17 protein-coding genes and 1 tRNA gene are annotated in these 23,602 nt (G+C 65.1%); 7 read left to right on the forward strand and 11 right to left on the reverse strand.

The genetic code is table 11. The features are described from left to right. Position 1 precedes the first annotated feature (1 nt). On the forward strand, positions 2-1,837 hold the full coding sequence (locus EAE28_RS15060; RefSeq protein WP_127107698.1) for an acetyl-CoA hydrolase/transferase C-terminal domain-containing protein: 1,836 nt from the start codon (positions 2-4) through the stop codon (positions 1,835-1,837). Here the strand turns inward: EAE28_RS15060 and EAE28_RS15065 are convergent. Next, positions 1,808-10,204 (reverse strand): glycoside hydrolase family 94 protein, encoded by an 8,397-nt coding sequence (locus EAE28_RS15065; protein WP_246022363.1) that lies wholly within the window; start codon positions 10,202-10,204, stop codon positions 1,808-1,810. The genes EAE28_RS15060 and EAE28_RS15065 overlap by 30 nt on opposite strands. A 511-nt stretch (positions 10,205-10,715) precedes the next feature. Here EAE28_RS15065 and EAE28_RS15070 point away from each other — a divergent pair. Next, entirely contained in the window at positions 10,716-11,471 is a 756-nt protein-coding gene (locus EAE28_RS15070) for a cytochrome c oxidase assembly protein (RefSeq protein WP_127107702.1), read from the forward strand. Continuing rightward, positions 11,468-11,944, forward strand: a complete 477-nt coding sequence (locus EAE28_RS15075) for a CopD family protein (RefSeq protein ID WP_127107704.1) — start codon at positions 11,468-11,470, stop codon at positions 11,942-11,944. The genes EAE28_RS15070 and EAE28_RS15075 overlap by 4 nt, the downstream gene beginning before the upstream one ends. Here the strand turns inward: EAE28_RS15075 and EAE28_RS15080 are convergent. After that, on the reverse strand, positions 11,908-12,429 hold the full coding sequence (locus EAE28_RS15080; RefSeq protein WP_127107706.1) for a DUF2231 domain-containing protein: 522 nt from the start codon (positions 12,427-12,429) through the stop codon (positions 11,908-11,910). The two genes, EAE28_RS15075 and EAE28_RS15080, sit on opposite strands and share 37 nt — an antisense overlap. Positions 12,430-12,510: 81 nt before the next feature. Between EAE28_RS15080 and EAE28_RS15085 the strand changes: the two genes are divergently transcribed. The 4 genes from EAE28_RS15085 (at position 12,511) to EAE28_RS15100 (ending at position 17,560) form a co-directional block, all read left to right on the forward strand. Next, positions 12,511-13,182: a cytochrome c oxidase subunit II gene (locus EAE28_RS15085; protein ID WP_127107708.1), complete on the forward strand. Its 672-nt coding sequence runs from the start codon at positions 12,511-12,513 to the stop codon at positions 13,180-13,182. After that, positions 13,179-15,617 carry a cytochrome c oxidase subunit I gene (gene ctaD, locus EAE28_RS15090; RefSeq protein WP_127107710.1) on the forward strand — a complete coding sequence of 813 codons (2,439 nt, stop codon included), beginning with the start codon at positions 13,179-13,181 and terminating at the stop codon, positions 15,615-15,617. The genes EAE28_RS15085 and ctaD overlap by 4 nt, the downstream gene beginning before the upstream one ends. Then, positions 15,614-15,937, forward strand: a complete 324-nt coding sequence (locus EAE28_RS15095; RefSeq protein ID WP_127107712.1) for a hypothetical protein — start codon at positions 15,614-15,616, stop codon at positions 15,935-15,937. Before ctaD ends, EAE28_RS15095 begins: the two co-directional genes overlap by 4 nt. A gap of 408 nt (positions 15,938-16,345) precedes the next feature. Next, positions 16,346-17,560 (forward strand): glycosyltransferase 61 family protein, encoded by a 1,215-nt coding sequence (locus EAE28_RS15100; protein WP_127107714.1) that lies wholly within the window; start codon positions 16,346-16,348, stop codon positions 17,558-17,560. A gap of 150 nt (positions 17,561-17,710) precedes the next feature. On the opposite strand, the gene EAE28_RS15105 is transcribed toward EAE28_RS15100, so the two are convergent. From EAE28_RS15105 to EAE28_RS15145, 9 genes are all read right to left on the reverse strand, one after another. Next, positions 17,711-17,787 (reverse strand) — tRNA-Arg (locus EAE28_RS15105). 70 nt (positions 17,788-17,857) lie between these two features. Next, positions 17,858-19,078: a cysteine desulfurase gene (locus EAE28_RS15110; protein ID WP_127107716.1), complete on the reverse strand. Its 1,221-nt coding sequence runs from the start codon at positions 19,076-19,078 to the stop codon at positions 17,858-17,860. Further along, entirely contained in the window at positions 19,071-19,646 is a 576-nt protein-coding gene (locus EAE28_RS15115) for a YIP1 family protein (RefSeq protein ID WP_127107718.1), read from the reverse strand. Before EAE28_RS15115 ends, EAE28_RS15110 begins: the two co-directional genes overlap by 8 nt. A gap of 9 nt (positions 19,647-19,655) precedes the next feature. Then, on the reverse strand, positions 19,656-20,147 hold the full coding sequence (locus tag EAE28_RS15120; RefSeq protein ID WP_127107720.1) for a YIP1 family protein: 492 nt from the start codon (positions 20,145-20,147) through the stop codon (positions 19,656-19,658). A gap of 3 nt (positions 20,148-20,150) precedes the next feature. After that, complete coding sequence (locus EAE28_RS15125) at positions 20,151-21,461, reverse strand: SufB/SufD family protein (RefSeq protein ID WP_127107722.1); 1,311 nt, start codon at positions 21,459-21,461, stop codon at positions 20,151-20,153. After that, entirely contained in the window at positions 21,458-22,216 is a 759-nt protein-coding gene (sufC, locus tag EAE28_RS15130; protein ID WP_127107724.1) for a Fe-S cluster assembly ATPase SufC, read from the reverse strand. The genes EAE28_RS15125 and sufC overlap by 4 nt, the downstream gene beginning before the upstream one ends. 14 nt (positions 22,217-22,230) lie before the next feature. Then, a complete protein-coding gene (locus EAE28_RS15135; protein ID WP_127107727.1) occupies positions 22,231-23,010 on the reverse strand; it encodes an FkbM family methyltransferase in 780 nt (259 codons plus the stop codon). Between the two features lie 72 nt (positions 23,011-23,082). After that, on the reverse strand, positions 23,083-23,277 hold the full coding sequence (locus tag EAE28_RS15140) for a hypothetical protein (protein ID WP_127107729.1): 195 nt from the start codon (positions 23,275-23,277) through the stop codon (positions 23,083-23,085). Positions 23,278-23,287: 10 nt separating this feature from the next. Then, positions 23,288-23,602 (reverse strand): heavy metal-binding domain-containing protein, encoded by a 315-nt coding sequence (locus EAE28_RS15145; protein WP_127107731.1) that lies wholly within the window; start codon positions 23,600-23,602, stop codon positions 23,288-23,290.

Consider the following 23,602-nt stretch of genomic DNA (forward strand, 5'->3'; position numbering starts at 1 on the left):
CGTGCAACGTGATACCGACGCCGATGCCATCGTCCGCGAGATCATCGCGCGGACGGGTGGCGACATCCGTCTGGCGCTGCCGCTGGGGTTGGGCAAGCCGGTCACGCTGCTCAACGCGCTGGTGCAGGCCGCCTGTGACGATCCCGGCGTGACGCTTGCGATCTTCACGGCCCTGACGTTAGAGCGACCGAGCCCCGGCTCGGACGTCGAACGGCGGTTTCTGGAACCCGCGATGGACCGGCTTTTCGGCGCCTATCCAGACATCCTGTATGCCCGCCTGAGGCGAGAGGGCAAGTTGCCGCCCAACATCAAGGTCAGCGAATTCTTCATGCTTGCCGGGCGCTGGCTGGGCAATGAGGCGGCGCAGCAGGCCTATATCTCGGCCAATTACACCCATGCGCGCGACGTCTTGCTGCGTCAGAGGCCCAATGTCCTGATGCAGCTGGTGGCGGAAGAAGGCGGGCGCTTCAGTCTGTCGTCGAACACCGATATCTCGTCCGATCTGTTCCGCTTCCGGGCGCAGGGCGAGGCCGATTTCATCACCGTCTTCGAGACCCATCCACAGCTGCCGTTCCTGCAGGGGCCGGGCGCAACGCTGGGTGTGGATGAGGTCGATCTTGTGCTCGACCCTGTTGAGCCGTTCGAGCTGTTCTCGGCCCCCCGCCGCCCGCTTGCGCTGGAAGATCACGCCATCGGCCTGCATGTCGCGCGGCTGATCGTTGATGGCGGCACTTTGCAGATCGGCATCGGAACCCTTGGCGATACCGTCGCGAATGCCTTGCTACTGCGCGACCGGGGCGCGGCAGCGACCGTGCAGGCCGACTGCCCCTTCCCTGTCGCGCAGGACGCGGGCGAACCCTTCGCGGACGGCCTCTATTGCGTGACCGAAATGCTGGTTGCCGGGCTGATGGCGCTGTTCGATGCCGGGGTGATCCGCCGCGAGGTGGACGGCACCGCGATCCACGCGGGTTTCTTTGTCGAGACCCGGGATTTCTACGCCAGCCTGCGCAGCCTGCCGCCCGAACGGCGCGCAAAGATTGGCATGATGCCGGTCAGCTTCACCAATGCGCTGTACGGTGACGAAGCACAAAAGCGCGCGGCACGGACCGATGCGCGCTTCGTCAACGCGGCGATGAAGGTCTCGGCGCTGGGGGACGTGATGTCCGACAGCGTCAAGGACGGTCAGGTTGTCAGCGGAGTCGGCGGTCAGTTCAACTTCATCGAGCAGGCCTTTGCGCTGGACGGTGCGCGCTCGATCATCACCCTTCCCGCGACGCGGATCAGCCATGGCAAGGTCGAGAGCAATATCAGCTGGGTTCTGCCCAGCGTTACCGTGCCGCGCCACATGCGCGATATCGTGGTGACGGAATACGGTATCGCGGATCTGCGCGACCGGACGGATGCCGAGGTGATCGCGGCCCTGTTGGCGATCACCGACAGTCGCTTTCAGGACGATCTGATGGCCAAGGCCAAGGCGGCGGGCAAGCTGCCAAAGGACTATCAGATCCCGCCCGCGCACCGACGCAACCTGCCGCAGACGGTCGCCGACTGGCTTGTACCACACCGCGCGGCGCTGCCCGATTTCCCCTTTGACAGCGACTTTGACGCAATCGAGCGCGTCCTTTTGCCCGCGCTGCAAGAGCTGGCAAACCTGTCGCCCACGCTGAGCGGCAAAGCCAAGCTGCTGGCAGCCTCGCTCACATCCCCGCCGCATCCGCAGGAAGATGAGGCGATGGCCCGCATGGGCTATGAGGATGATCGCGGGCTGACCGCGCGTGCGCTGCGCGGGGCCTTGCGCCGCGTCGCCTCAGCCAAGCGTGACAACCAGATCCTGTGATCCGGGCTGGACGGGCAATGTCAGGACGCCGTCTGCAACGGGCAAAGCCGCGCCGTTCAGCACCGCCGCGCTGACGCCCCGGCCCTTGCCGCCGGTGTTGCGCACCACTACCGTCAGGACCATGGCGCCCAGGGTGACGCGCAGGCTCACCTCGGGCCAGTCCGGCGGCAGGCAGGGATCAAGCATGAGCGCATCGCCATGCCGGGTCAGCCCGAGTATCCCCTCGATCCCCGCCCGGTACATCCACCCCGCCGAGCCGGTATACCACGTCCATCCCCCGCGCCCGGCATGGGGGGCGGTGGAATAGACATCGGCGGCGATCACATAGGGTTCGACCTTGTAGCGCGCGGCCTCTTCGGGCGTGCGGGCGTGGTTGACCGGATTGAGCAGCGCGAACAGCGATTGTGCCGCCGCGCCGTTGCCTTGCCGGGCGAAGGCCAGAATGGCCCAGAGCGCCGCGTGCGTGTACTGGCCGCCATTCTCGCGCAGGCCGGGCGGATAGCCCTTGATATAGCCGGGGTCTTTGGGCGTGCGGTCAAACGGCGGGGTGAACAGCAGCGCGATGCCCGGATCGGGACGGATCAGGTGCGTTGTGACCGACTCCATCGCGGTTTTTGCCCGCTCGGGGTCGCCAGCCCCCGACAGCACCGACCAGGACTGCGCGATGCTGTCGATCTGGCATTCGTCGGACTCGGCCGATCCGAGCGGCGTGCCATCGTCGAAGGTGCCGCGCCGATACCAGGCGCCGTCCCATGCTTCGCGCTCGATCGCCTCATGGACACGGGTTGCGTGCTCCAGCCAGCGCTCTGCCCGCGCATCGCCGCGCGCTTGCGCGAAGGGGGCCATGCGGCGCAGCGTGGCGATCAGCAGCCAGCCAAGCCAGACCGAGGTGCCCTTGCCCGCCTCACCAACCCGGTTCATCCCGTCATTCCAGTCGCCGGTGCCGATCAGGGGCATGCCGTTCTCGCCGGTCAGGGCGATGGCCTGATCAAGCGCGCGGGCACAGTGTTCGTACAGGCTGGCGGCCTCGTCCGATTTTTCCGGCAGAAAGAAATCATCATGCGCGCCGGGGGCTAGGTCAGGGCCTTCGATGAACGGAATGACCTCATCCAGAATTGCCGCGTCTCCGGTCACCGCGATATATTGCGATACGCCGTAGCCCAGCCAGACCCGGTCATCCGAGATGCGTGTGCGAACGCCCTGCCCCGAATGCGGCAGCCACCAGTGCTGCATGTCGCCCTCAGGGAACTGCCGGCCGGCGGCGCGCAGCAGGTGTTCGCGCGTCATGTCGGGACGGCTGAAGGACAGCGCCATGCCGTCTTGCAGCTGATCGCGGAATCCATAGGCCCCGCTGGCCTGATAGAACCCGGCACGCGCCCAGATCCGGCAGGCCAGCGTCTGATAGAGCAGCCAGCCGTTGAGCATGATGTCCATCGCGCGGTCCGGCGTCGTGACCTGCACCGCCCCCAATAGACCGGTCCAGTGCTGCGTGACCGCGTCCAGCATGGCGTCGACGGGGCTGTCGCGTATCCGCTGGATCAGCGCGCGGGCGTCCTCGATCGTTTCGCATTGGCCGAGCAGAACGACCACATCGACCGAGTGTCCGGGCGCTATAGTCACCTCGCGTTGCAGCACGGCGCAGGGATCCAGAGCAGCCCCGACTACGCCGTCAAGCGGCTTGCTCAGGCCCATCGGGGCCGAGCGTCCGCCCAGATGGCCGAAAAAGCTGGCTCTGTCAGCGGTGTAGCCGGTAACCTGCGCGCCCATATCGGCAAAGGCTATCCGCCCGGCAAAGGCGGTGGCCCAAGGATTGCGCGCCATCAGCGCGCCGGTTTCGGGGTCACGTTCGGTGGTCACATGGGCCAACGTGGCACTGCGCGAGGTGCCCAGAACCCATTCGGTATAACTGGTCACGGCGATGCGACGCGGGGTCTGGCCGGTGTTGGTCAACGTGAGCCGCGAGACCTTGACCGGATCGTTCAGCGGCACGAACTGGGTCAGCGTCGACGCGATGCCGCCCCGCGCATACGAGAACCGGCTGTAGCCGAAGCCGTGGCTGGCGGTATAGGTTCCCGGCCCGCGGATCGGTTGGGCGGTGGGTGTCCAGACCTCGCCGCTGTCGAGATCGCGCAGATAGAGCGCCTCTCCCGCCGGATCGGTGACCGGGTCGTTGGACCAGGGCGTCAACTGGTTTTCGCGGCTGTTTTCCGACCAGGTAAACCCGCTGCCCTCGGCCGAGACCTGAAAGCCGAAGGACGGGTTGGCGATGACGTTGATCCACGGCGCGGGCGTGTTGGTGCCGTCGCGCAAAAGCGTGGTGTACTCGCGCCCGTCTTTGGCAAAACCGCCGGTGCCGTTGAAGAACTCCAGATCCTGTTCGGGGGCATCGAGCCCGTCGGGTTGCAATGCCGGGCGCAACGCGGTGGCGGCCTTCTCACGCGGTTTGGCCATCTCTGCAGCCGCCTGCTGCGCCACGCGGCGCAGCGTGCCAAGCTGCGTGCCAATTGAGCCACGGCTGGCCACCAGCACCACCCGCGCCGCTGCCATCAGCAAGGCGCGGGTCGGTGCCATCATCAGATCCGAGCGCAACACATGCACCGTGCCATCGGCCCGCGTGTCCGAGGCGCGGGGCCGCGTTCCCGCCGAGCGCACCGCCGCCTCGATCATGATTTGCAGATCCTGCACATAGCTGGACGAACGGTCATTCACGATGACCAGATCAACGGCCATCTGCCGCGCCCGCCAGTATTCATGCGCGGCCAGAATCTCGCGCAGCGCGCCTGCGTCCTGCGCATCGTCGATCAGGAACAACACGATCGGCAGATCGCCCGAAATGCCTTGTGCCCAAAGCCCTGATTGCGGCCCGGCCCCGGCGATGATCCGCTCTGAGCCCGGACGCAATCGCGAGTCGTTGCGCAGGATCATCCCGGCCAGCCGTTGAAAGTCTGCGGCCTGCGCATGCGTTATGCCCAGATGGCGCAATTGCACCTGCGCCTCGGTCCAGGCCAGCGTGCTGGCGCGGCCAAAGGCCGACGGGTCGCGGTGTCGTTCGAGCAGATCGAGCAAGGCGGCGGGTGTCTCGGCGACGATGGTCCAGAAGGTCACACGCGCCATGCCACCTGCTGGGACCGTGACGCGGCGACGGATCGCGAAGATCGGGTCCAGCACGGTGCCGGTGGTGCCCGAAAGCGGCGCGTCAGCCATCACCGGATTGGCCATCGAGCGCCCCCGGCCGATGAAGCGGGCGCGGTCGGTCTCGTATTGCATGGGCGCGGTTTCCTCGCCCTCGACCACGGCGATATGCGCCGCCCAGACCGACGCTTCGTTGCCTGAGCGCGGGCGGCGGGTGGCGATGATAGCGCCCAGTTCGGGGAAGTGATCGGTGACCACGAACATCTTGGAAAACGCCGGATGCGCCAGATCTGCCGCCTGCGGGGCCAGCACCAGCTCGGCGTAGGATGTCAGATCAATCTCGCGCGCCTGATGGCCGGTGTTGGTCAGCGTCACGCGGCGCGCTTCGCTGTCATCCTCGGCCGACACGACGACCTCGGTGGTCGTGGTCAGGCCCGCGTCCTTGTGCGTGAACTCGGCATGATGCTCGCAGAACACCGCGCTGTGGGTGCCGCTCGTCTGCGCCAGCGGGCGCATCGCGGCGGACCATGTCTTGCCGGTGCCGACGTCGCGGGCATAGAGGAACGTGCCCGGCGCATCCTGCGTCGTTTCGGGCCGCCAGCGCGTGATCGCCATAGTGCCCCAGCGGCTGTAACCGCCGCCCGGCGGGGTGAGCATGACACCGTAGCGCCCGTTTGACAGCAGATGCGCGGTAGGGATGGTGTCTGCGGGCCGGTCAAAGCGCCGCAACACCGGCGTCGTTTCCACCGTCTTGGGGCCGACCAGCACATCCTCGGCGCGCGGCGGCGCGGCAACCGCGTGACGCGGCACCCGTTCTTGCAGCAACAGCTCGACCGATTGCACCATCGGGTCGGCGTGGAACCGCGCGCGCAGCAGGCCGTCGCGCACTGTGTTCGCGATGGCCGTGATGGTCATGCCCTGATGATGCGCCATGTAATTGCGCACGATGGCGACCTTGGCCCCGGCAGGCAGGCGCGAAGGGCTGAAATCGAGCGCCTCATAGAACCCATACCGGCCTTCGGCGCCCAGCGCGCCCAGCGCGCGGTAGTTGTGCAACGCGCCGACGGGGTCGACCATGCTGGCCAGACCGGTGGCATAGGGGGCAATCACGCGGTCCTCGCTCAGGCCGCGTTTCAGGCCCAGCCCCGGCACGCCGAAGTTTGAATACTGGTAGGTCATTTCCAGATCGCGAGCGTTGAAGGCAGATTCCGAAATGCCCCATGGAATATCCTTGGCCTTTCCATAGGCTTGCTGACGCGCGACGATGGCGCGGTTGGTGCGCTCTAAAAGCGAGCCGGCAGGCGCGCGCATCACCAGCGACGGCATCAGATATTCAAACATCGACCCCGACCACGAGATCAGCGCCGTATCGGTGCCGACCGGCGTCGCGGTGCGGCCCAGCCGGAACCAGTGACGGGTCTCGACATCGCGCTTGGCGATGGCAAACATACTGGCCAGCCGGGCTTCCGAGGCGAGCAGGTCATAGCAATTGGGGTCAAGACGGTTGCTATCGGCGGCATAGCCGATGGAGAGCAGCTTTTTCTCGGGATCGACGAGGAAGGCGAAATCCATCTCCATCGCAAAGCGGCGGCAAAGCGTCTCGATCCGCTTGAGGCGGGCAAGGTCCGTGCTGTCCCCGATATGGTCGCGAAGCCGCTGCCGGATCGCGGCGACCAAGTCGGCGGTATCGTCGTCTGCATCGGTTGCCATCGCATCGGCCAGCGATAGCAGGTCATCCGCGTCGGAACCGGCGGCCAGTGCTGCCGCGAAGGCGGCGGTCTTGCCCCCGACCGGGGCGGCCTGAAGGCCCAGCGCATCGGTCAATCCATCGCGCAGCACGTCCTCGGTGACCGGCTGTTCGCCCCACGCGCGACAGCTTTGCGCGACCGCGATCAGATGACCGGCCAGATTTCCGCTGTCTACCGATGACACATAGGGCGGTGTCAGCACCCGCAGATCGCGGGTGTCGTACCAGTTATAGAAATGTCCCCGATGACGCGGCATGCGCTGCATGGTGGCCAGAGTGTCCTCAAGCCGGGTCAGTGCGGTCGATTGCGCGATCCAGCCCATGTCGCGGGCGGTCACGGTGGACAGCAGGTACAGACCGATATTCGTCGGCGAGGTGCGATGCGCCACCACCGGGCGCGGCGTTTCCTGAAAGTTATCGGGCGGCAGATAGTGCTCTTGCGGCGTCACGAAGGTTTCAAAGAACTGCCATGTCCGCCGCGCGATCTGCCGCAGGGCGAGACTGTCTTGCGCACCCAAAGGCTCGGCCACCTGCGTGGCCCCCGGCTCGCTGAGACGTCGCACAACCGCCGGGGCACTGATCCAGAGGGCAAGGAAGGTCAGCGCCAGCGGCCAAAGCGGTGGATTGACGGCCAAGATCGCGGCGACAAGCGTGACCGACACGACCACCCCGCCCAGCATCAGGCGGTACTGGCCAAAGGTGCCGGGAGGCGGCGTGCCTTCGGCCGAGGCGGCAGTGACCCATTCCAGCAAATGACGACGGGACACGCCGAGGCGATAGAGGGTGCGCAGGATGGCATCCATCATCAGCACAGCCGTATAGGGCAAAAGCAGGACGGACAGGCCAAAGTTCAGAGCCGCTGAAAGCACATCGCGGCCATAGGCATTCAGCTGCAGGGGCGAAAACTGCGAGCGCCGCACGGGAATGAGCGTCGAGAGCAGCGGCAACACGTACGGGACCGCCAAAAGCCCCAGCAACAGCCCGCTCCAGACCAGCGCGACCGGCAGTGGCAAGGCCCAGCCCGCGACCAGCGCCAGCAGTGTGAGTGGCGCGGTCAGCGAGCGGCGAAGGTTGTCGATCAGCTTCCATCGGCCCAGCGGCGGCACGCCGTCGCCGCGACGCCCGGTAATCCACGGCAAAAGCTGCCAGTCGCCGCGCACCCAGCGATGCTGACGCTTGGCGGCGACATCGTAGCGCGAAGGGAAATCCTCGATCACCTCGATATCCGAGGCAAGCGCAGCGCGCGCATAGACGCCCTCGAACAGATCGTGGCTGAGCAGGGTGTTCTCGGGCACCCGCCCGGCCAGCGCCGCCGAGAAGGCATCGACGTCGTAAATGCCCTTGCCCGCAAAAGACCCCTCGCCGAACAGGTCCTGATACACATCAGAAACCGCAGCGGCATAGGGATCGATCCCGCCGTTGCCCGATTGCAGCCGCTGGAACATCGAACCCGCTGCCCCCATCGGCAGCGCCGGGGTGACGCGCGGCTGCAGGATGCCGTAGCCGTCGGTCACGCGCTGCAAGGCAGGATCAAACACCGGCCGGTTGAGCGGGTGGACCATCTTGCCGATCAGGCGGTGCACCGTGTCGCGCGGCAGGCGCGTGTCGGCGTCTAGGGTGATCACATAGCGAATGTCTTGCGGCACCGGGGCATCGCTTGGCAAAAAACTCGTATCGGTCGCGCCGCGCAGCAGGCGGTTCAGCTCTTCCAGCTTGCCGCGCTTGCGCTCCCACCCCATCCAGCGGGACTCGCCGGGGTTATGTTTGCGCGCGCGGTGAAGGAACAGGAAGCGGTTGGCGGCGCCGTTGGGATAGCGCGCGTTCAGCGCGGCAATCGCGGCCCGCGCGGCGGTCAGCAGCGCGTCATCAGCGGGCATGTCGGCAGCGTCACTGTCGGGACCGTCCGAAAGGATGGCGTAATGCACAGCACCCGGCGCGCTGGCCAGATAGTGCACTTCCAGCCGTTCGACGATCTCGGTCAGGGCGGTTGTGCCCGACAGGATAACCGGAACGGCAACCAGAGTGCGGTAGTCATCTGGGACGCTCTCGGACAGATCCAGCGCTGGCAGGCGCTGTGGGGCCTTCAGGCGCGTGACCAGCAGGTTGACCAGTGCCGTTGCCGCCTCGGCGCTGGGCATCAGCAAGAGCAACCCCAGCCCGAGAAGCGGCCAGACCGACAGCCCGGCGGCAACCAAGGGCAGCAAAAGGGCGATAAGCGCCAGTGTCACCACACAAAGCGACGCCAGATACCCGCCGAGCCCGACCCGCGCCACGGCGCGCGACAGGCGCAGGCTTGCGGGCGGTGTGTAGCCGATGCTGGCGGCAAACGGCTGACGGTTCTTCCCGATCAGCCAGTGCCCCGGATCGCGCTCTCGCGCGCTGGCGCCGGTGGTAGTCTGCGACACAAGCGCCTGCGTGATGGCGATCTCGTCATGCGGCGCGTGGCGGGCCAGCGTTTCGATTTCGTCGCGGTAGCGGTTGCGCGTGGCAAAATCCAGCGCGTCGAAATCGGTGGTCTGGCGCAGCAGCGCGTCAACCAGACTGACCGATTCAAAGAATTCGGCCCAGTCCAGTTCAGACAGCACGCGCATGCTGGCAACCAGATTGCGCATGGTGACATTGGCGGCGCTCTGTTCGTGTTGCACCCGTTCGACAACCGCGTCCAGACTGGTGCCCTGACGCTGCAAGCGATCGTGCAGCCACGGCAACAGCGGCGTCGTATCAGGGTCGAACCCGCGCAGCCGGTTGCCGATCTGTGCCGCCAGAAAATCGGGCAAAGGCGCGGCTTCATACGGGGCAACGGCTTGATGCAGGGGTGTCGGCGCGCGCTCGGCAGCGCCCATCACGCTGTCAACCAAGGCATCCGCCGCGCCTTTCAGCGCATGGGCGCGGGTGATCTGCACGACAATACGGCGCATGTTCTCGACCAGAACGATGCGCAAGGTGATGGCCAGCGCCCAGAGCTCACCGATGGTGAGCGGCTGAACCGTCTGATACGCCGCGACAAACCGCGCGAGGACGGACCCCACGACCAGGCTGTCGGTATGCGCGACATAGGCCCAGGCAATGCCAAAGACGCGCGGGTAACCGGCGAACGGGCCTGAGGCCAGTTTGGGAAGTTGGCGATAGTAGCCAGCGGGCAGATCTTGGGTGATCTGGCGCAGTTGCAGCTCGACCAGATGATAATTGTCCAGCAGCCATTCCGCTGCCGGAGCGACCGTCTCGCCGCGCCGCAGGGCATCGGCGCTGAACTGATAGGCCGAGAGCAGCTCGGCCGCGTTGTCGCGCAACCGCCGGGAAAGGTTGAGAACACGGACCGGACGGTCTGCGATGGCCTGTTCGGCTGCCAGACTGATGGCGTGGTGTTCAAGCCGCTCGACGCCGAACAGATCGCTGCGGATCGGGGCGGTGTCATCCCACAGTGCAGGGCCGCGCGGGTTAGGCAGCACAGCGTGCAAAACGCCCTGCCAGGCGGCAGGGCGTTTCAAAGGCGACCCTCTCATGTGTCAGAGGCTACGGCGTGCAGTGTTTCTGCCTCGGGCCGTGGCATGGCCGTTTGCAGCCTGCAGCTGGTGATGCTCGTGGTATCCCGGATCACCGTGACGGACCCCGGCGGGGATGCGCGAAGTGTCATCTCGGCCCATCGCTTTTCGATTTCCAACCAATTCATGGCAGAACCCCCTCTGTCGGCATGTGTGACTGTGATGCTTGGCAGTGCATGTACCGGTTGAACAATGCTGCTGCGCGGAAGTTCCCGTCGCGCAGAGCATAAACGCCCGTGCACGCGACGGGTTCAGCTGGGCAGGCGGAAGTCCGCCGGATTTGCCCCAAACCCTGCTGCGTTGCGCTGAAATCGCGCCAGCTTCGGCAACCCCACGCCAAAGCGCAGGATTGTGGTCGACCGCACGGAACCATCGCGCAGATGCGGGGTTGGCTTGATACCGGGCGCGGCCTGCCGCGTCTGCCGACCTGACCTGACCGCCGAAAGTTGGTGCGCCTATGGAACAGCTGAGTTTTCCTGACACGCCCGGGCGTATCTCTCAGCCTGTTCCGTATTGCGGCCCGGCCCCCTCGCCCGGCGCGCTTTGGCTGGACTGGAACCTCTCCCCTGTGCTGCTTGCCGTTCTGACCGGGTTACTGGCCGCCGGGCTGTGGCGCGGCACCCACCGGGGAGCCTTTGCCCTGGGGTGGGCGGGGCTGGTCATCGCCTTCGTTTCGCCGCTCTGCGCGCTGACCACCGCGCTCTTTCTGGCACGCACCGGTCATCACCTTGTCCTTCTTGCCCTCGCCACGCCTGCGCTGGCCATCGGCTGGCCGCTGCGCTGGCCCGGCCGCGTGCCCGGCTTCTTGCTGACAGCGGCAGCGTTGGTGCTCTGGCACCTGCCTGCAGCCTATACGCTCGCCTGGGACAGTCACGCGGCCTATTGGGCGCTGCAAGGCGCTCTGCTTGTCGGCGGCTGGAGCTTCTGGTCCGCCGTGCTGGCACCCGAGCAGGCGCGCGGCGACTCGGTGCTGGCGGATACGGCGTTTGTGCTGGGTCTGGGCAGCGTGATGAGCCTGCTGGGCGCGCTGCTGACCTTTGCGCCACGCCCGCTTTACGGCGAGCATCTTGCCACGACCGGGGTCTGGGGCCTGTCGGCGCTGGCCGATCAACAGGCCGCGGGTCTGGTGATGTGGGTGCCGGGCATGGTGCTGATGTCAGCGGGTGTCGCACTCACGCTGGTGCGCGCCTGGCGGCGGAGCGCGACCGCATGATCGCAGCCCTGAAATTCGTGCATCTGGCCGGGATCAGTTGCTGGGCAGCCGGGTTGATCGCGCTGGCGCTGTTGATGCTGGTGTTCGGCACCACCAATGACGAGGACGATTACGTCGAGTATCGCCTGTTCACCCATGTCACCTATATCTCGTTCGTGACGCCCGCCGCGCTGATCGCCATCGTATCGGGCACAGCGCTTTGTTTCGCGGCGGGGATCTTCGAGCCCTGGCTCTTGCTGAAACTCGCCTTCGTCGCCGGGATGGTGCTGGTGCATACGTGGCTGGGCCATCTGATTCAGCGATCGGGCGAAGAGCGGCGCAGCAAGTGGTTTACCGCGCCCTTCGCAGGTCTGGCGCTGGTGCCGCTGATTTGCGCGGTGATCGGCCTTGCTTTGGTCAAACCGCAGGCCGCCACGCTGAGCGACCTTCTCCCGGCTCAGCTTTTGTCGGTACGCGAGGGGGCCGCGCCATGAGCCTCGTGCCCGCCCAGACCGTAGTCGAACACCAGCTTGCCACCGTGCCAGCCTGTCATGCCGATGAGCGCGGCGGAAAGCGCCGACAACAAAATGCCCCAAGGCAGGATTTCGCCACCCTGCAGACGCAGCCCCCAGTTCACCCCCAAAAGGCCCAACAGCATCACCGCCAGAATGGAATGCGTCCAGCTGGCAGCCCGGATGCGGATACCGGCCACCAGCAGCAACTCGGCAAGGCCGGTCAGACCGGCCAGAAGGCCCATGACGAAACTGCCACCCGCCGCCCACAACCCGGCCCGCAGCCAGAAATCATCCCCGCTCCACCAATAGAGCGCATCTGCCGCCAGCGTGGAAAAACCCAGCGCAATGGGAAAAGCCACCAGCATCGCGTGAACCGGGTGGCCGGCGATGGCGACGCGGGATTCGGTCAGGTGAAAGACGCGGTGCTGATGGATCGGATCGCGGAAGCGGCGGCGTGGGGGCATGGGGAACCTTTGTTGACGCGGGCCAGCGCCCGGTCGGCGCGTGTGTACAGTCAACGGGGTGCGGCGCTCTTGGTTCCCTTTATGCTGGCCGGATGCGACGGCGCGCTGTCCACCCTTGCCCCGCGCGGGCCCGAGGCCGAGGCGATAGCCACCCTGTGGTGGATCATGCTGGCGGGCAGTATGGCCATTTCGCTCATGATGTTTGCCTTGTTGGGGCTGGCGTTCCGCAAGAACCGGCGCCCGCTGTCCGACCGCTTCTGGACGCATGGCATGGGGCTGGGTTTCAGCTTTACCATCCTGAGCGTTTTGCTGGCCGCCGCGATCATCACCGGCGACCGGCTGATCGCCCGCCACCAGAGCGCCTCGGTGCGGGTCGAGGCCATCGCCAGCCAATGGCAATGGCGCTTCGTGCAACCCGGCCCCGATGGCGCGCCGGTCGAAACGCAGGGGCGGCTGTACATCCCCGCGGGCGTGCCCGTCGAGGTGTTCATCCGCAGCGAGGACGTGATCCACAGCTTCTGGGTGCCGACACTTGCCGGAAAGCTGGACGCGATCCCCGGACATGAGAACCGCCTGCGCTTTGAGGCGTCAGAGCCGGGTGTCTATCAGGGACGCTCGGCCGAATTCTCGGGCGTGGGCTACGCGGACATGCTGTTCGAGGTGCTGGCCTATCCGCCCGATGACGTGCCCGCGCAGTTCACCAACCGGGGCGAATCCGCCCCCGCAGCACAGGCCGGGGAACCCGACGAATGACGCTGATCCCCCACCCGCCGCAACGCGCCCTGCCCCTGCACCGCGAGATGGAGCGCGTCTGGAGCCGTCCGCCGGGGCTCAAGGGCTTTCTGACCTCGGTCAACCATTCCGAGATCGGATTGCGGTTCATGGCGCTGGCCGGGATCTATTTCGGTATCGGCGGCATTCTTGCCATGCTGATCCGCACCCAGCTAGCCACGCCGCAGGGCGCGTTTCTGGATACTGCGCTGTATAACCAGATCTTCACGATGCACGGCAGCATCATGATGTTCCTGTTCGCCATCCCCATGCTTGAAGGGCTGTCGATGTATCTGCTGCCCAAGATGCTGGGCACGCGCGACATGGCCTTTCCCCGCCTCTCGGCCTTTGGCTGGTGGTGCTATCTGTTCGGCGGGCTGATCCTGCTGGTCGCTCTGGCCGCCGGTATGGCCCCCGATGGCGGCTGGTTCATGTACACCCCGCTGTCGTCGCGCACCTATACGCCCGGTGTGAATGCCGATGTCTGGCTGCTGGGCGTCACCTTTGTCGAAATCTCGGCCATCGCCGCCGCCGTCGAGATCACCGTCACCATCCTGCGCCTGCGTGCGCCGGGGATGCGGCTGACGCAGATGCCGCTGTTCGCGTGGTACATGCTGGGCACCTCGGCGATGATGCTGGCCGGGTTTCCGCCGCTGATCCTGGGCTCGGTGCTGCTGGAGCTGGAGCGCGCGTTTGACTGGCCGTTCTTCGACGTGGCGCGGGGGGGTGACAGTCTGCTGTGGCAGCACCTGTTCTGGCTTTTCGGCCATCCTGAGGTCTATATCATCTTCCTGCCCGCCGCCGGTGCGATCTCGACCATCCTGCCGGTCATGTGCCGCACCAGGATCCTGGGGTACGAGGCCATCGTTGCCGCCATCGTCGGGCTGGTGTTTCTCAGCTTCGGGCTTTGGGTCCACCATATGTTCACCGTGGGCATTCCGCAGATGGCGCTGGCGTTCTTCTCGGCTGCCTCAACGCTGGTGGCGGTGCCGACTGCGGTGCAGATCTTTGCCTGGACCGGTACGATGTGGAAGGGCACGCCGCGACTGTCCCTGCCGATGCTGCACCTGCTGGCCTTCTTTGCCACCTTCGTTCTGGGTGGGCTGACCGGCGTGATGCTGGCGGTCGTGCCTTTCAACTGGCAGGCGCATGACACCGCCTTTGTCACGGCACACCTGCACTACGTGCTCATCGGCGGGTTCGTCTTTCCGATGATGGCCGCCGCCGTGTACTGGCTGCCGCTGATGTCGGGCAGGGTTCGGGTGCGCGGGGTGGGAGAAGTCGCCTTTGCGCTGATCTTCATCGGTTTTCACGGCACCTTCCTGATCATGCACCTGACCGGCCTTCTGGGCATGCCCCGGCGCATCCCGGTCTATCCCGACAACCCGGAATGGGCCTTGCCGAACCTGATCAGCACCCTGTTCAGTTTCATGATGTCGATCGGCTTTGTGCTCTTCGCGCTGGACCTGTTGCTGCACGCCCTCTTTGGTCGGCGCAGCACGCGCGATCCGTGGCAAGCGAACACGCTGGAATGGAAAATGGCGCTGCCGGTGCCGAGCTACAACATCGCCGCCCTGCCCGTTTCGACTGACATCACCGCCGTGTCGCTGGCGCGCGGTGAGGGAGCGCTGCCGGGTGCGCCGCGGGGCCGACGCGAGGTTCTGGCGGTGTCCTCGCTCGATGGTAAAGCCCAGCATGTCGCGGTTCTGCCGGGGAATACCCTGCTGCCGGTGGTGACGGCGGCAATGGTTGGCGTCTTTGTGCTGCTCATGCTGTTCGGGGCGTATATCCTCGCCTGTACAGCGATGCTCGGCGTGCTGGTTTGCGGCTGGACGTGGCACCGGTTTGGCCGCGATCTGCGCCCTGCGCGGATCGAAATAACACCGGGCCAAACCTTGCCCGATCAGACAGGCGTCGAGGGGTCGCTGACCCGCAGCGGCATGATCGCGCTGATCATCGCCGACGCCTCGCTTTTCGGGTCGTTCCTGTTTGCGCTGGGGTTTCTGAGCGTGATCGCGCCCGGTTGGCCGCCCCCTGACAGCGGGCTGGGCCTTGGGGCGCTGCTGCTGGGCGGCGTTGCCTTGGGAGCGCTGGCCGTGGCCTCGGGCCTTGCCCGCTGGAGCCGGGGACCGCTGCCCGGTGCGCTGGCGGGCGTTTTGGCGCTGGTCGCGGTGCTGGGCGTGGCCCTGCTGCTGGACGACCCCACACGCCACGCGCGCGATGCGTTGCGCGCGGCGGCCACGGGTTATGCGGCGCTGCATATCGGCATCGGTGTGCTGCTGGCGCTGATCGCCCGAACACGCGCCCCCGCGACGGCAGCGGCAAGCCGGTCCATCTGGCGGCTGTGGCAGGATTTCACGCTGATCACTGTGGCGATCCTCACCCTGCTCGTCGTCGCGCAAGAGGTCCTGTCGTGATCTGGCTCCTGCGCGTCATCGCCGGGCCGTTGGTCTGGGCGGCGGGCTTCTCGGCGGTTTATGCGCTGCACGGGATCGGCTGTGCACGGGGCTGGCCGGGCGTGATAACCCCTTTGGGAACGCTGCATGATGGGGCGCTGATCGGCGCGCTGGTCGTCGCCTTAATTGCCGCCACCCTGATCTTTGTGCGCCGTCCCCGCCCGCCGATGGCACCCGAGGACCGGCTGATCGCCTATGGCGCGTGGATCGGACTTATCTCGGTCGCCTTCACGCTCTTCCCGGTGATCGCTGTCAACACCTGCAGCGTCACTGGCACTTGATGCCCTTGGGGTCAGGCCCAGCATCACCACGCGGCGCCAATCCTCCAACGGTTCAAACAGGGGCGCGGTCCGGTTTCACCATTTGCCGCAGCGCTTGTCGGATCTGACAATCGTCGCGCGCGATTTATGAGCCGGGATGAAGGCCGTTCTTTCTTTGCCTTTTAAGGCGATACGGACCATATCCGCACCTAATCCCCTGTCGACTGACTGTCCGCGATTGTGCGCTTATCAACACATCTCGTCGCGCAGCCCTGCTCGCGCAGAATGCTGAAAATCAAGACGCCCTGAGCCTAGAAACTTCTGGCTGTCGCCGATAACCTGTCGGGGGTTCGGGCGCATAAATGCGACAACGCTGGATCGACCGGGAAAACCGCGCCCGACGCGCGGTGCTATTGAGGAACACATCGCATGCCCGATACGAGCGAGCCCAGACGGGAAGCCGCCGATACCCGTTTGGGCAGGTTGCCGGGGATGGTGTCTTTCGAGAATATCCTCGTGCAAGGGTACACCCGCTCGTTTTCCCCAGGAGTATTCTGGCCGGATTTTCACGCTGACGGCGTTCAACGGCATTTTCGCAACGGCGCTCCGATTTGCCAGCCCCCTGTGCCGGCTGAAGAGCCGCCCGTTCGGTTTCCCGGTGAGGCTGTTTTCCTAGGGGCGAACGGCTCGCATTTCGGGCACAGCTGTGCGGAGATCGTACCGCGCTTCCTGCAAAGCAAAACAGAACACCCTGACCTGCCGTTCATCCTGACGGGAAGGCTGGGCCATGCGGAAGAAACTTCGCCGACGCCGGTGATGTCTGCGCTTCTTGGTTGGTTCGGCATCGATCAACAGCGCGTTAAGATCATCACTGCGCCAACGGTTTTTGACCAACTGCATGTCGCGGCACAGGCCGAACACCTCAACGGCGCGCAACCGTATGACGAGTATCTTGACCTGCTCGATTCTCTCTACGCTGAAAACGGTCTGGAAAACATCGCCAACGACTTCGTTTACGTTTCACGCGCGCAACTGCGGCCCGGTTACGGGATCCATGCCGGTGAAAGCTATCTATGCTCGCTGCTTGAGGCCGCTGGCGTCAGAATTCTCTATCCGGAACGCAGTCCGCTGCGCCTGCAACTCGCGCTGTACGCTGGCGCCAAGCGTCTGATCTTTGCCGAAGGTTCTGCGCTTCACGGGCGCCAGCTTCTCGGGCGTTTTCCGCAGAAAATAGACATTCTGGAGCGGCGCAAGAAAAAGAAGAAATTCGCGATCAATCAGCTCGCCCCACGATGTGACGCGTTGACCTATGTTTCCGCCACGGCTCGAAACCTGACCTACAAGACAGAGACAGATGATGGCGATCTGTTTCGCGCGCTCGCTCTTTACGACGTCGACACCGTGCTGAACTACTTCGAATCCATCGGTTTGCCGTTGAAAGACCTGTGGGATCAGGCCGCCTTCTTAACCTCGCAGGACGACGCGATCCTGGCCTGGGTCCGCGCCATCCACGGCCTGCGCAACAAGAGCCACCGGGCAGCGGGCACCGGAGACCATGTGATCGACCAACTGAACGACGCAGGCCTTGGCCATCTCGAAGCTGAGGTAAGGCACATTGTCGCCGACCTAAACCGCGCCGATTGATCGCAATCTGCCTCCCGGTGTTGTGTTCCCCGCTGGAAAGGCCCGGGTGGAAATCGAGAGTTCATGGTCGGCTTTTCTAAGCGGACCCGTGCCCCGCATACGCATGGCTTTGGTCTCCGACCATCCAACATCTTGGAACTATAAAGGAAATGGTGCACCCAAGAGGATTCGAACCTCTGACCTCTGCCTTCGGAGGGCAGCGCTCTATCCAGCTGAGCTATGGGTGCAGCTTGCGCCGATATAGGCGAAAGGCGGGGGCGCTGCAATGGTGGAAATTGCTAAAGACCGGTCCTGAGATCAGCCGAAAAGCTCGTGGCAGAACTCCAGCGCGTCGATCAGCGCATCCACTTCGGCGGTGGTGTTGTAGAGCCCGAACGAGGCGCGGCACGAGGCGTTGATGCCCAGATGCTCCATCAGCGGCCCGGTGCAATGCTGGCCCGCGCGCACCGCGACGCCCTTTTTGTCGAGCACGGTCGAGATGTCATGCGCATGCGCGCCGTTGTTCATGGTGAACGAGAAGATCCCGCCCTTGCCCGGCGCGTCGCCCTGAATGTTGAGCCAGTTCAGCCCCTTGAGGCGCGTTGTTGCGTAGGCTGCCAGCGCCTTTTCATGCGCGGCGATGTTCGCCATGCCCAGCGATTGCATGTACTCGATCGCCACGCCCATGCCGATCTGCTGGACGATACCGGGCGTACCGGCCTCGAACTTGTGCGGCGGGTCGTTATAGATCACCGCGTCGCGGGTGACCTCGCGGATCATGTCGCCGCCGCCGATGAACGGCCGCATCTCGGCCTGCCGTTCGCGGGTGACGTAGATCGCGCCCGAGCCGGACGGGCCATAAAGCTTGTGCCCGGTGACCGGATAGAAATCGACGCCCAGATCCTGCACATCGACGGGCATATGCACCGCGGCCTGACTGCCATCCGCCAGAATCGGCACGCCCTTGGCATGGCATCCGGCGGCGATGGTCTTGATGTCCACGACCGTGCCCAGAACATTGGACATATGCGTGACAGCCACCAGCCTGGTGCGTGGGGTGATCGCGGCGAGCACGCGGGCGGGGTCGAGGGAGCCATCGGCCTCGGTCTCGACCCAGACCAGCTTGACGCCCTGGCGTTCGCGCAGGAAGTGCCACGGCACGATATTGGCGTGGTGTTCCATGACGGACAGGACGATCTCATCCCCCGCCTGCAGGCGCGGCATCGCCCAGCCATAGGCGATCAGGTTGATGCCTTCGGTGGTGCCCGAGTTGAAGAGGATCTCGTCCTCATGCTTCGCGTTCAGGAAATGCCTGACAATTCCGCGCACCGCTTCATACTTGTCCGTCGCCAGATTGGACAGGAAATGCAGGCCCCGGTGGACGTTGGCATATTCCATCGAATAGGCCTGCGTGATCGCGTCGATCACCACCTGCGGCTTTTGCGCCGACGCGCCATTATCGAGATAAACCAACGGCTTGTTGTTAACTGTTCGCGACAGGATCGGAAAGTCGCGGCGCACCGCCTCAATGTCATACATTGGAAACCTCGGCGGGCGAGAAGCCAAAGAAGAGCAGCACCATGGCGATTACGAAGCTGCTCAGAAGAAACACCATCAGCCCGGCAACCATCACGGTGATCCGCGACTTGAACCCGTGAAGGGCACAGATGAAGCCGACCAGCAGCCAGATCGACACGGCAATCGACGCAATGGCCACGATGACATTGGCCAGCGGCAGAACCAGCATGACCACGATCTGCGCAATCAGCAGCCCGGCGGTGATCAACTGCATCCAGCCGACCAGCCAGACGGCATCAGCAAAATTGCCCGTACCGCCGAAAGCGCGGCCGACATGGGTGATCAGCGCGATGACAAGCAGGTTCATCGCCGCCTGCGTGCCGGCAAAAGCGAAGGGCGACGGCAACATCGACACCTCGCCCGTCAAGACCGGCAGCAGGTACAGCAGCACCACCGAGCCCAGCACGCTGGCCGCCAGCAGCATCCAGCGCGTCGCCATCGGTGGGTTCAGCGCCATCAGGTGCTGCGCCCCCGTCTCGGGGTCGGTAAGCGATTGGCGGATCAGCGCGAAAAACTCGGTGCGTGTCATGCCCTGTCCCTATGCCGCCCGGTGGGGCGCTTCAAGCGCCACCCGCAGGCCCGCGATCAACACAGCGAAAAACGCCACAGCCGCGGGCAGCCCGGCCACGTTTGCCTGCAAGCCCGGACCGATAAGCCCGGCGACAAGCCCTTGAAACAGCATCAGGGGCGCCGCCACCAGCAGCGCCCAGAACAGCCCCAGCCGCACGGCGAAGGCATCCACCGGCCCCGCGATACGCAGGACCAGCGACAGCACCCCACCCAGCGCGTAAAACGCCAGCGGCGCGATGAAGATCCACGCGAACAGCGCGCCCGAGAGCAGCGCGTCGAGCGGAATCGTCTCATCCATATGCGCGTCACGCGCCAGACGCGGCCATTGTGCGACGAAGATCAGCGCGCAGGCGAGCATCAGGTACACCAGAATGCGCGCCTCGCGCCGGTCGCCCTGCAAGCGGCGCAGCACGCTGCGCGGGCGGCGGTAGCTGCCAACGATGTCTGTGGTCAGGGCCATGGCTCAGCTATGCCGTTCCAGCCAGCGCCGCAGGCGCAGGCGCATGTCCTGCGCGATGTCCTCGCGCTCGATCTCGTCCAGCGTTTCAGCCAGAAAAGCCAGCACCAGCAACATCTTGGCCTCTTGCTCGGGGACGCCACGGGCACGCAGGTAGAACAGCTGATCCTCGTTGATCTCACCCGAGGTCGAGCCGTGCGAGCATTTCACATCGTCGGCGTAGATCTCAAGTTCGGGCTTGGCGAGGAACTGGCAGCGCTCGTCCAGCAGCAAGGACTGGCTTTTCTGGTAGCCATCCGTGAGCTGGGCGGCCTGTTCGACCAGGATCTTGCCCTGAAACACCCCGATCGCCCCGTCGCGCAGCACCTTCTTGAACACCTGACGGCTTTCGCAGCCCGGTGCCTCATGGGTGATGAACACGGTGTCGTCGTGATGGAACATGCCGTCGCCCATCGCAGCACCGGCCAGATGCGCGGTGCCGCCTTCGCCGCCGAGCCAGATCATCGCCTCGTTGCGCACGAGGCGGCCGTTCATCGACAGGGTGAAACTTTTCAGCTTCGAACCTTTGCCGAGGCGGGCGAAAAGATGGGTCGACGCTTTGCGCTCGTGGTCGCGGCCCATGGTGCGGACGTGGTGGAAGGTGCCGTGATCGCCTACCTCGACCTCGATCACCATCGAGCTGCGGGCCGCCACTGCGCCGTTTTCCAACAGCGTCAGCTCGCCGCCCTCTTCGATCTTGATCACATGGTGCATCGTCACCGACGCATCCGTGCCCGCGCGGCGGTAGATCAGCGAGACAGGGCGTGAGACCTTGCCGGTCACCCGGATCAGCACACCATCGGTCGCCAGCGCGCTGTTGAGCGCGGCCAGCGGGCGGGCGACGGGCTTTTGCCCGCGCGCTTCGAGCGTGCCGTAGAGATCAGCCGCCCAATGGATGTCGGCGCTGTCGGCGAGACGGGTGATTTCCAGCCCCTCGCCTGCCAGCGGGTCCGAGTCTTCAGCGCTGAACACGCCATCGACCCAGATCAGCTTGAGCCGGTCGATGCCTTGGTACATCGGCGGCTCGTCGGTGATCTTGAACACCTCTGCCGGACGCACGTCGGCGCTTACCAGACGGTCGGGATCGGTATAGCGCCAGTATTCGTCACGCTTGTCGGGGTAGCCGACGCTCGCCAGCCGGTCCAGCGCCGCCTTGCGCAGCGGGGTCAGCCAAGCGGGCACGGTCGGCAGGGTCAGCCCCGCGATCCGCTCGGCTGTGGCCTGCAGGCGCGCCGCGCGACGGGCCGCGCGCGGGCTGGTCGCTGCGGCGCCGCTCATGCCTGCACCTCGGCCAGGATGTCGGCATAGCCGTTCTGCTCGACCTCAAGCGCCAGCTCGGGCCCGCCGGTCTTGATGATGCGCCCCCCCGCCATGATGTGCACGAAATCCGGTTTGATGTGGTCGAGCAGGCGCTGATAGTGGGTGATCACCAGGAACGAGCGCCCCTCGGAACGCAGCGCGTTCACGCCGTCGGCCACCAGCTTCATCGCGTCCACGTCAAGGCCCGAATCCGTCTCATCCAAGATGCACATGCGCGGCTCAAGCATGGCCATCTGCAGGATTTCGTTGCGCTTTTTCTCACCGCCCGAGAAGCCCACATTGACCGGACGCTTGAGCATATCGGCGTCGATCTTCAGATCCTTGGCCTTGGCGCGCACCAGTTTCAGGAAGTCGCCCGAGCTGAGCTCTGCCTCACCGCGCGCCTTGCGCTGCGCGTTCACGGCGGTACGCAGGAAGGTCATGTTGCCCACGCCGGGGATCTCGACCGGGTACTGGAACGCCAGAAACAGCCCGTGGGCGGCGCGTTCTTCGGGCTCCATGTCGAGCAGGCTTTCGCCTTCCAGCGTGGCGGTGCCGTCCGTTACCTCATAGCCGTCGCGGCCCGACAGCACATAGCTGAGCGTCGATTTGCCCGAGCCATTCGGCCCCATGATCGCATGCACGGAACCGGCTTCGACACTCAGGCTCAGACCCTTCAGGATCTGTTTGTCTTCGGTCGCCAGTTTGACGTGCAGGTTGTTGATTTCCAGCATCTTATCCTCGTCTCTTATTCCTTGGCCAAGGCCTGCGGCAGCAGCAGGAAATTGGCGTGTTTCGGCTCGCGGCTCAGCGGTTCGGCGGTATAGCCATGGGCGCTGACCCAACTGGCAAAGTCTTCGGCATGGTCATTGCGGATCTCGATCATGATCACCGGACGGGCTCGGGCAATCAGCGCCTCAAGCCCACGCAGGACCGGCATTTCCATGCCTTCCACGTCGATCTTGACCACCTGCGGCGACAGGGTGGCAAAAACCTCGTCGCCCTTGCGGACGATCAGATCGCCCTGCCCCGCAAACATCCTGGTCGCGCCAAGATTGCGGTCGTGTTTCTTCATGCCCCAGCCGGTCGAGCTTTCCTCGCCCAAACCGAAGCCCAGATGATCGAGGTCAATCAACCCCTGCAGCCGGTTGCCCAGCACATTGGCCACCAGCGGCGCGTGGGCCAACGGATTCGGTTCGACCACGATCACGCGCGCGGCTCCGGTGAACATCGTCAGCCACAGCGCGTGATTGCCGACATTCGCCCCGATATCGAGGATCAGCGCGCCGGGCGGCACGTGCCGGGCCAGCGCCTTCAGATCCGCAGCCTCGTAGAAGCGACCCTTGCGGTGGGCGTTCTGGATCGGGTCATCGGCCATCGACAGATGGAACGTGACCGGGCGGTTGCGGACCGTCGCGTGAACCTGCGCCATCGGCGGCAGGATCAGCGGCTGACCGGCGTGCCAGGCGGCGATGCACTCGGGCATCGCTTGCTCGGCAACGGGCGCGGTTGTTGCAACGTCGCTCATGCGCGCACCGCCCCGTCCCGCGCGGGGCGCGGCTGGATCAGGAGAGAAAGAGAGCGGTTTGCGGTCATCGGATCAGCTGCGCATCACGAATTTGGCCGACAGGTGCGACAGGATAACCGCGCAGATCGCCACGAAGGCTGCCATGCCCCGGCCACCCGGATACCAGATGGGATAGGTCAGCGACATCATCAGCACGACGCCGATGGCCACCAGAAGCACGTAGCGCGGGCGCGGTTCACCCGCCGAGAGCAGCCATTTCCAGTTCATGCATCGTTCCTCAGGACAGGCTGACCGCGGTGCCCGAGGCGGACACCATCAGCATGGAATTTCCCACGACCTCGTAATCGAGATCGACACCCACGACCGCATTCGCGCCCATCCGCGCGGCGCGGTCCTGCATTTCCTTGAGCGCAACTTCGCGCGCATCCTGCAGCTTGCTCTCATACGCGCCTGAGCGCCCGCCGATGACATCGGTCACCGAGGCGAAGAAATCGCGCACAACATTGGCACCCATGATCGCCTCACCGACGACGATGCCGTGATAGGTGCGCACCGGGCGCCCCTCGACCGTGGGGGTGGTGGTGACGATCAT

Source organism: Pararhodobacter zhoushanensis, assembly GCF_003990445.1.
GTDB lineage: Bacteria > Pseudomonadota > Alphaproteobacteria > Rhodobacterales > Rhodobacteraceae > Pararhodobacter > Pararhodobacter zhoushanensis.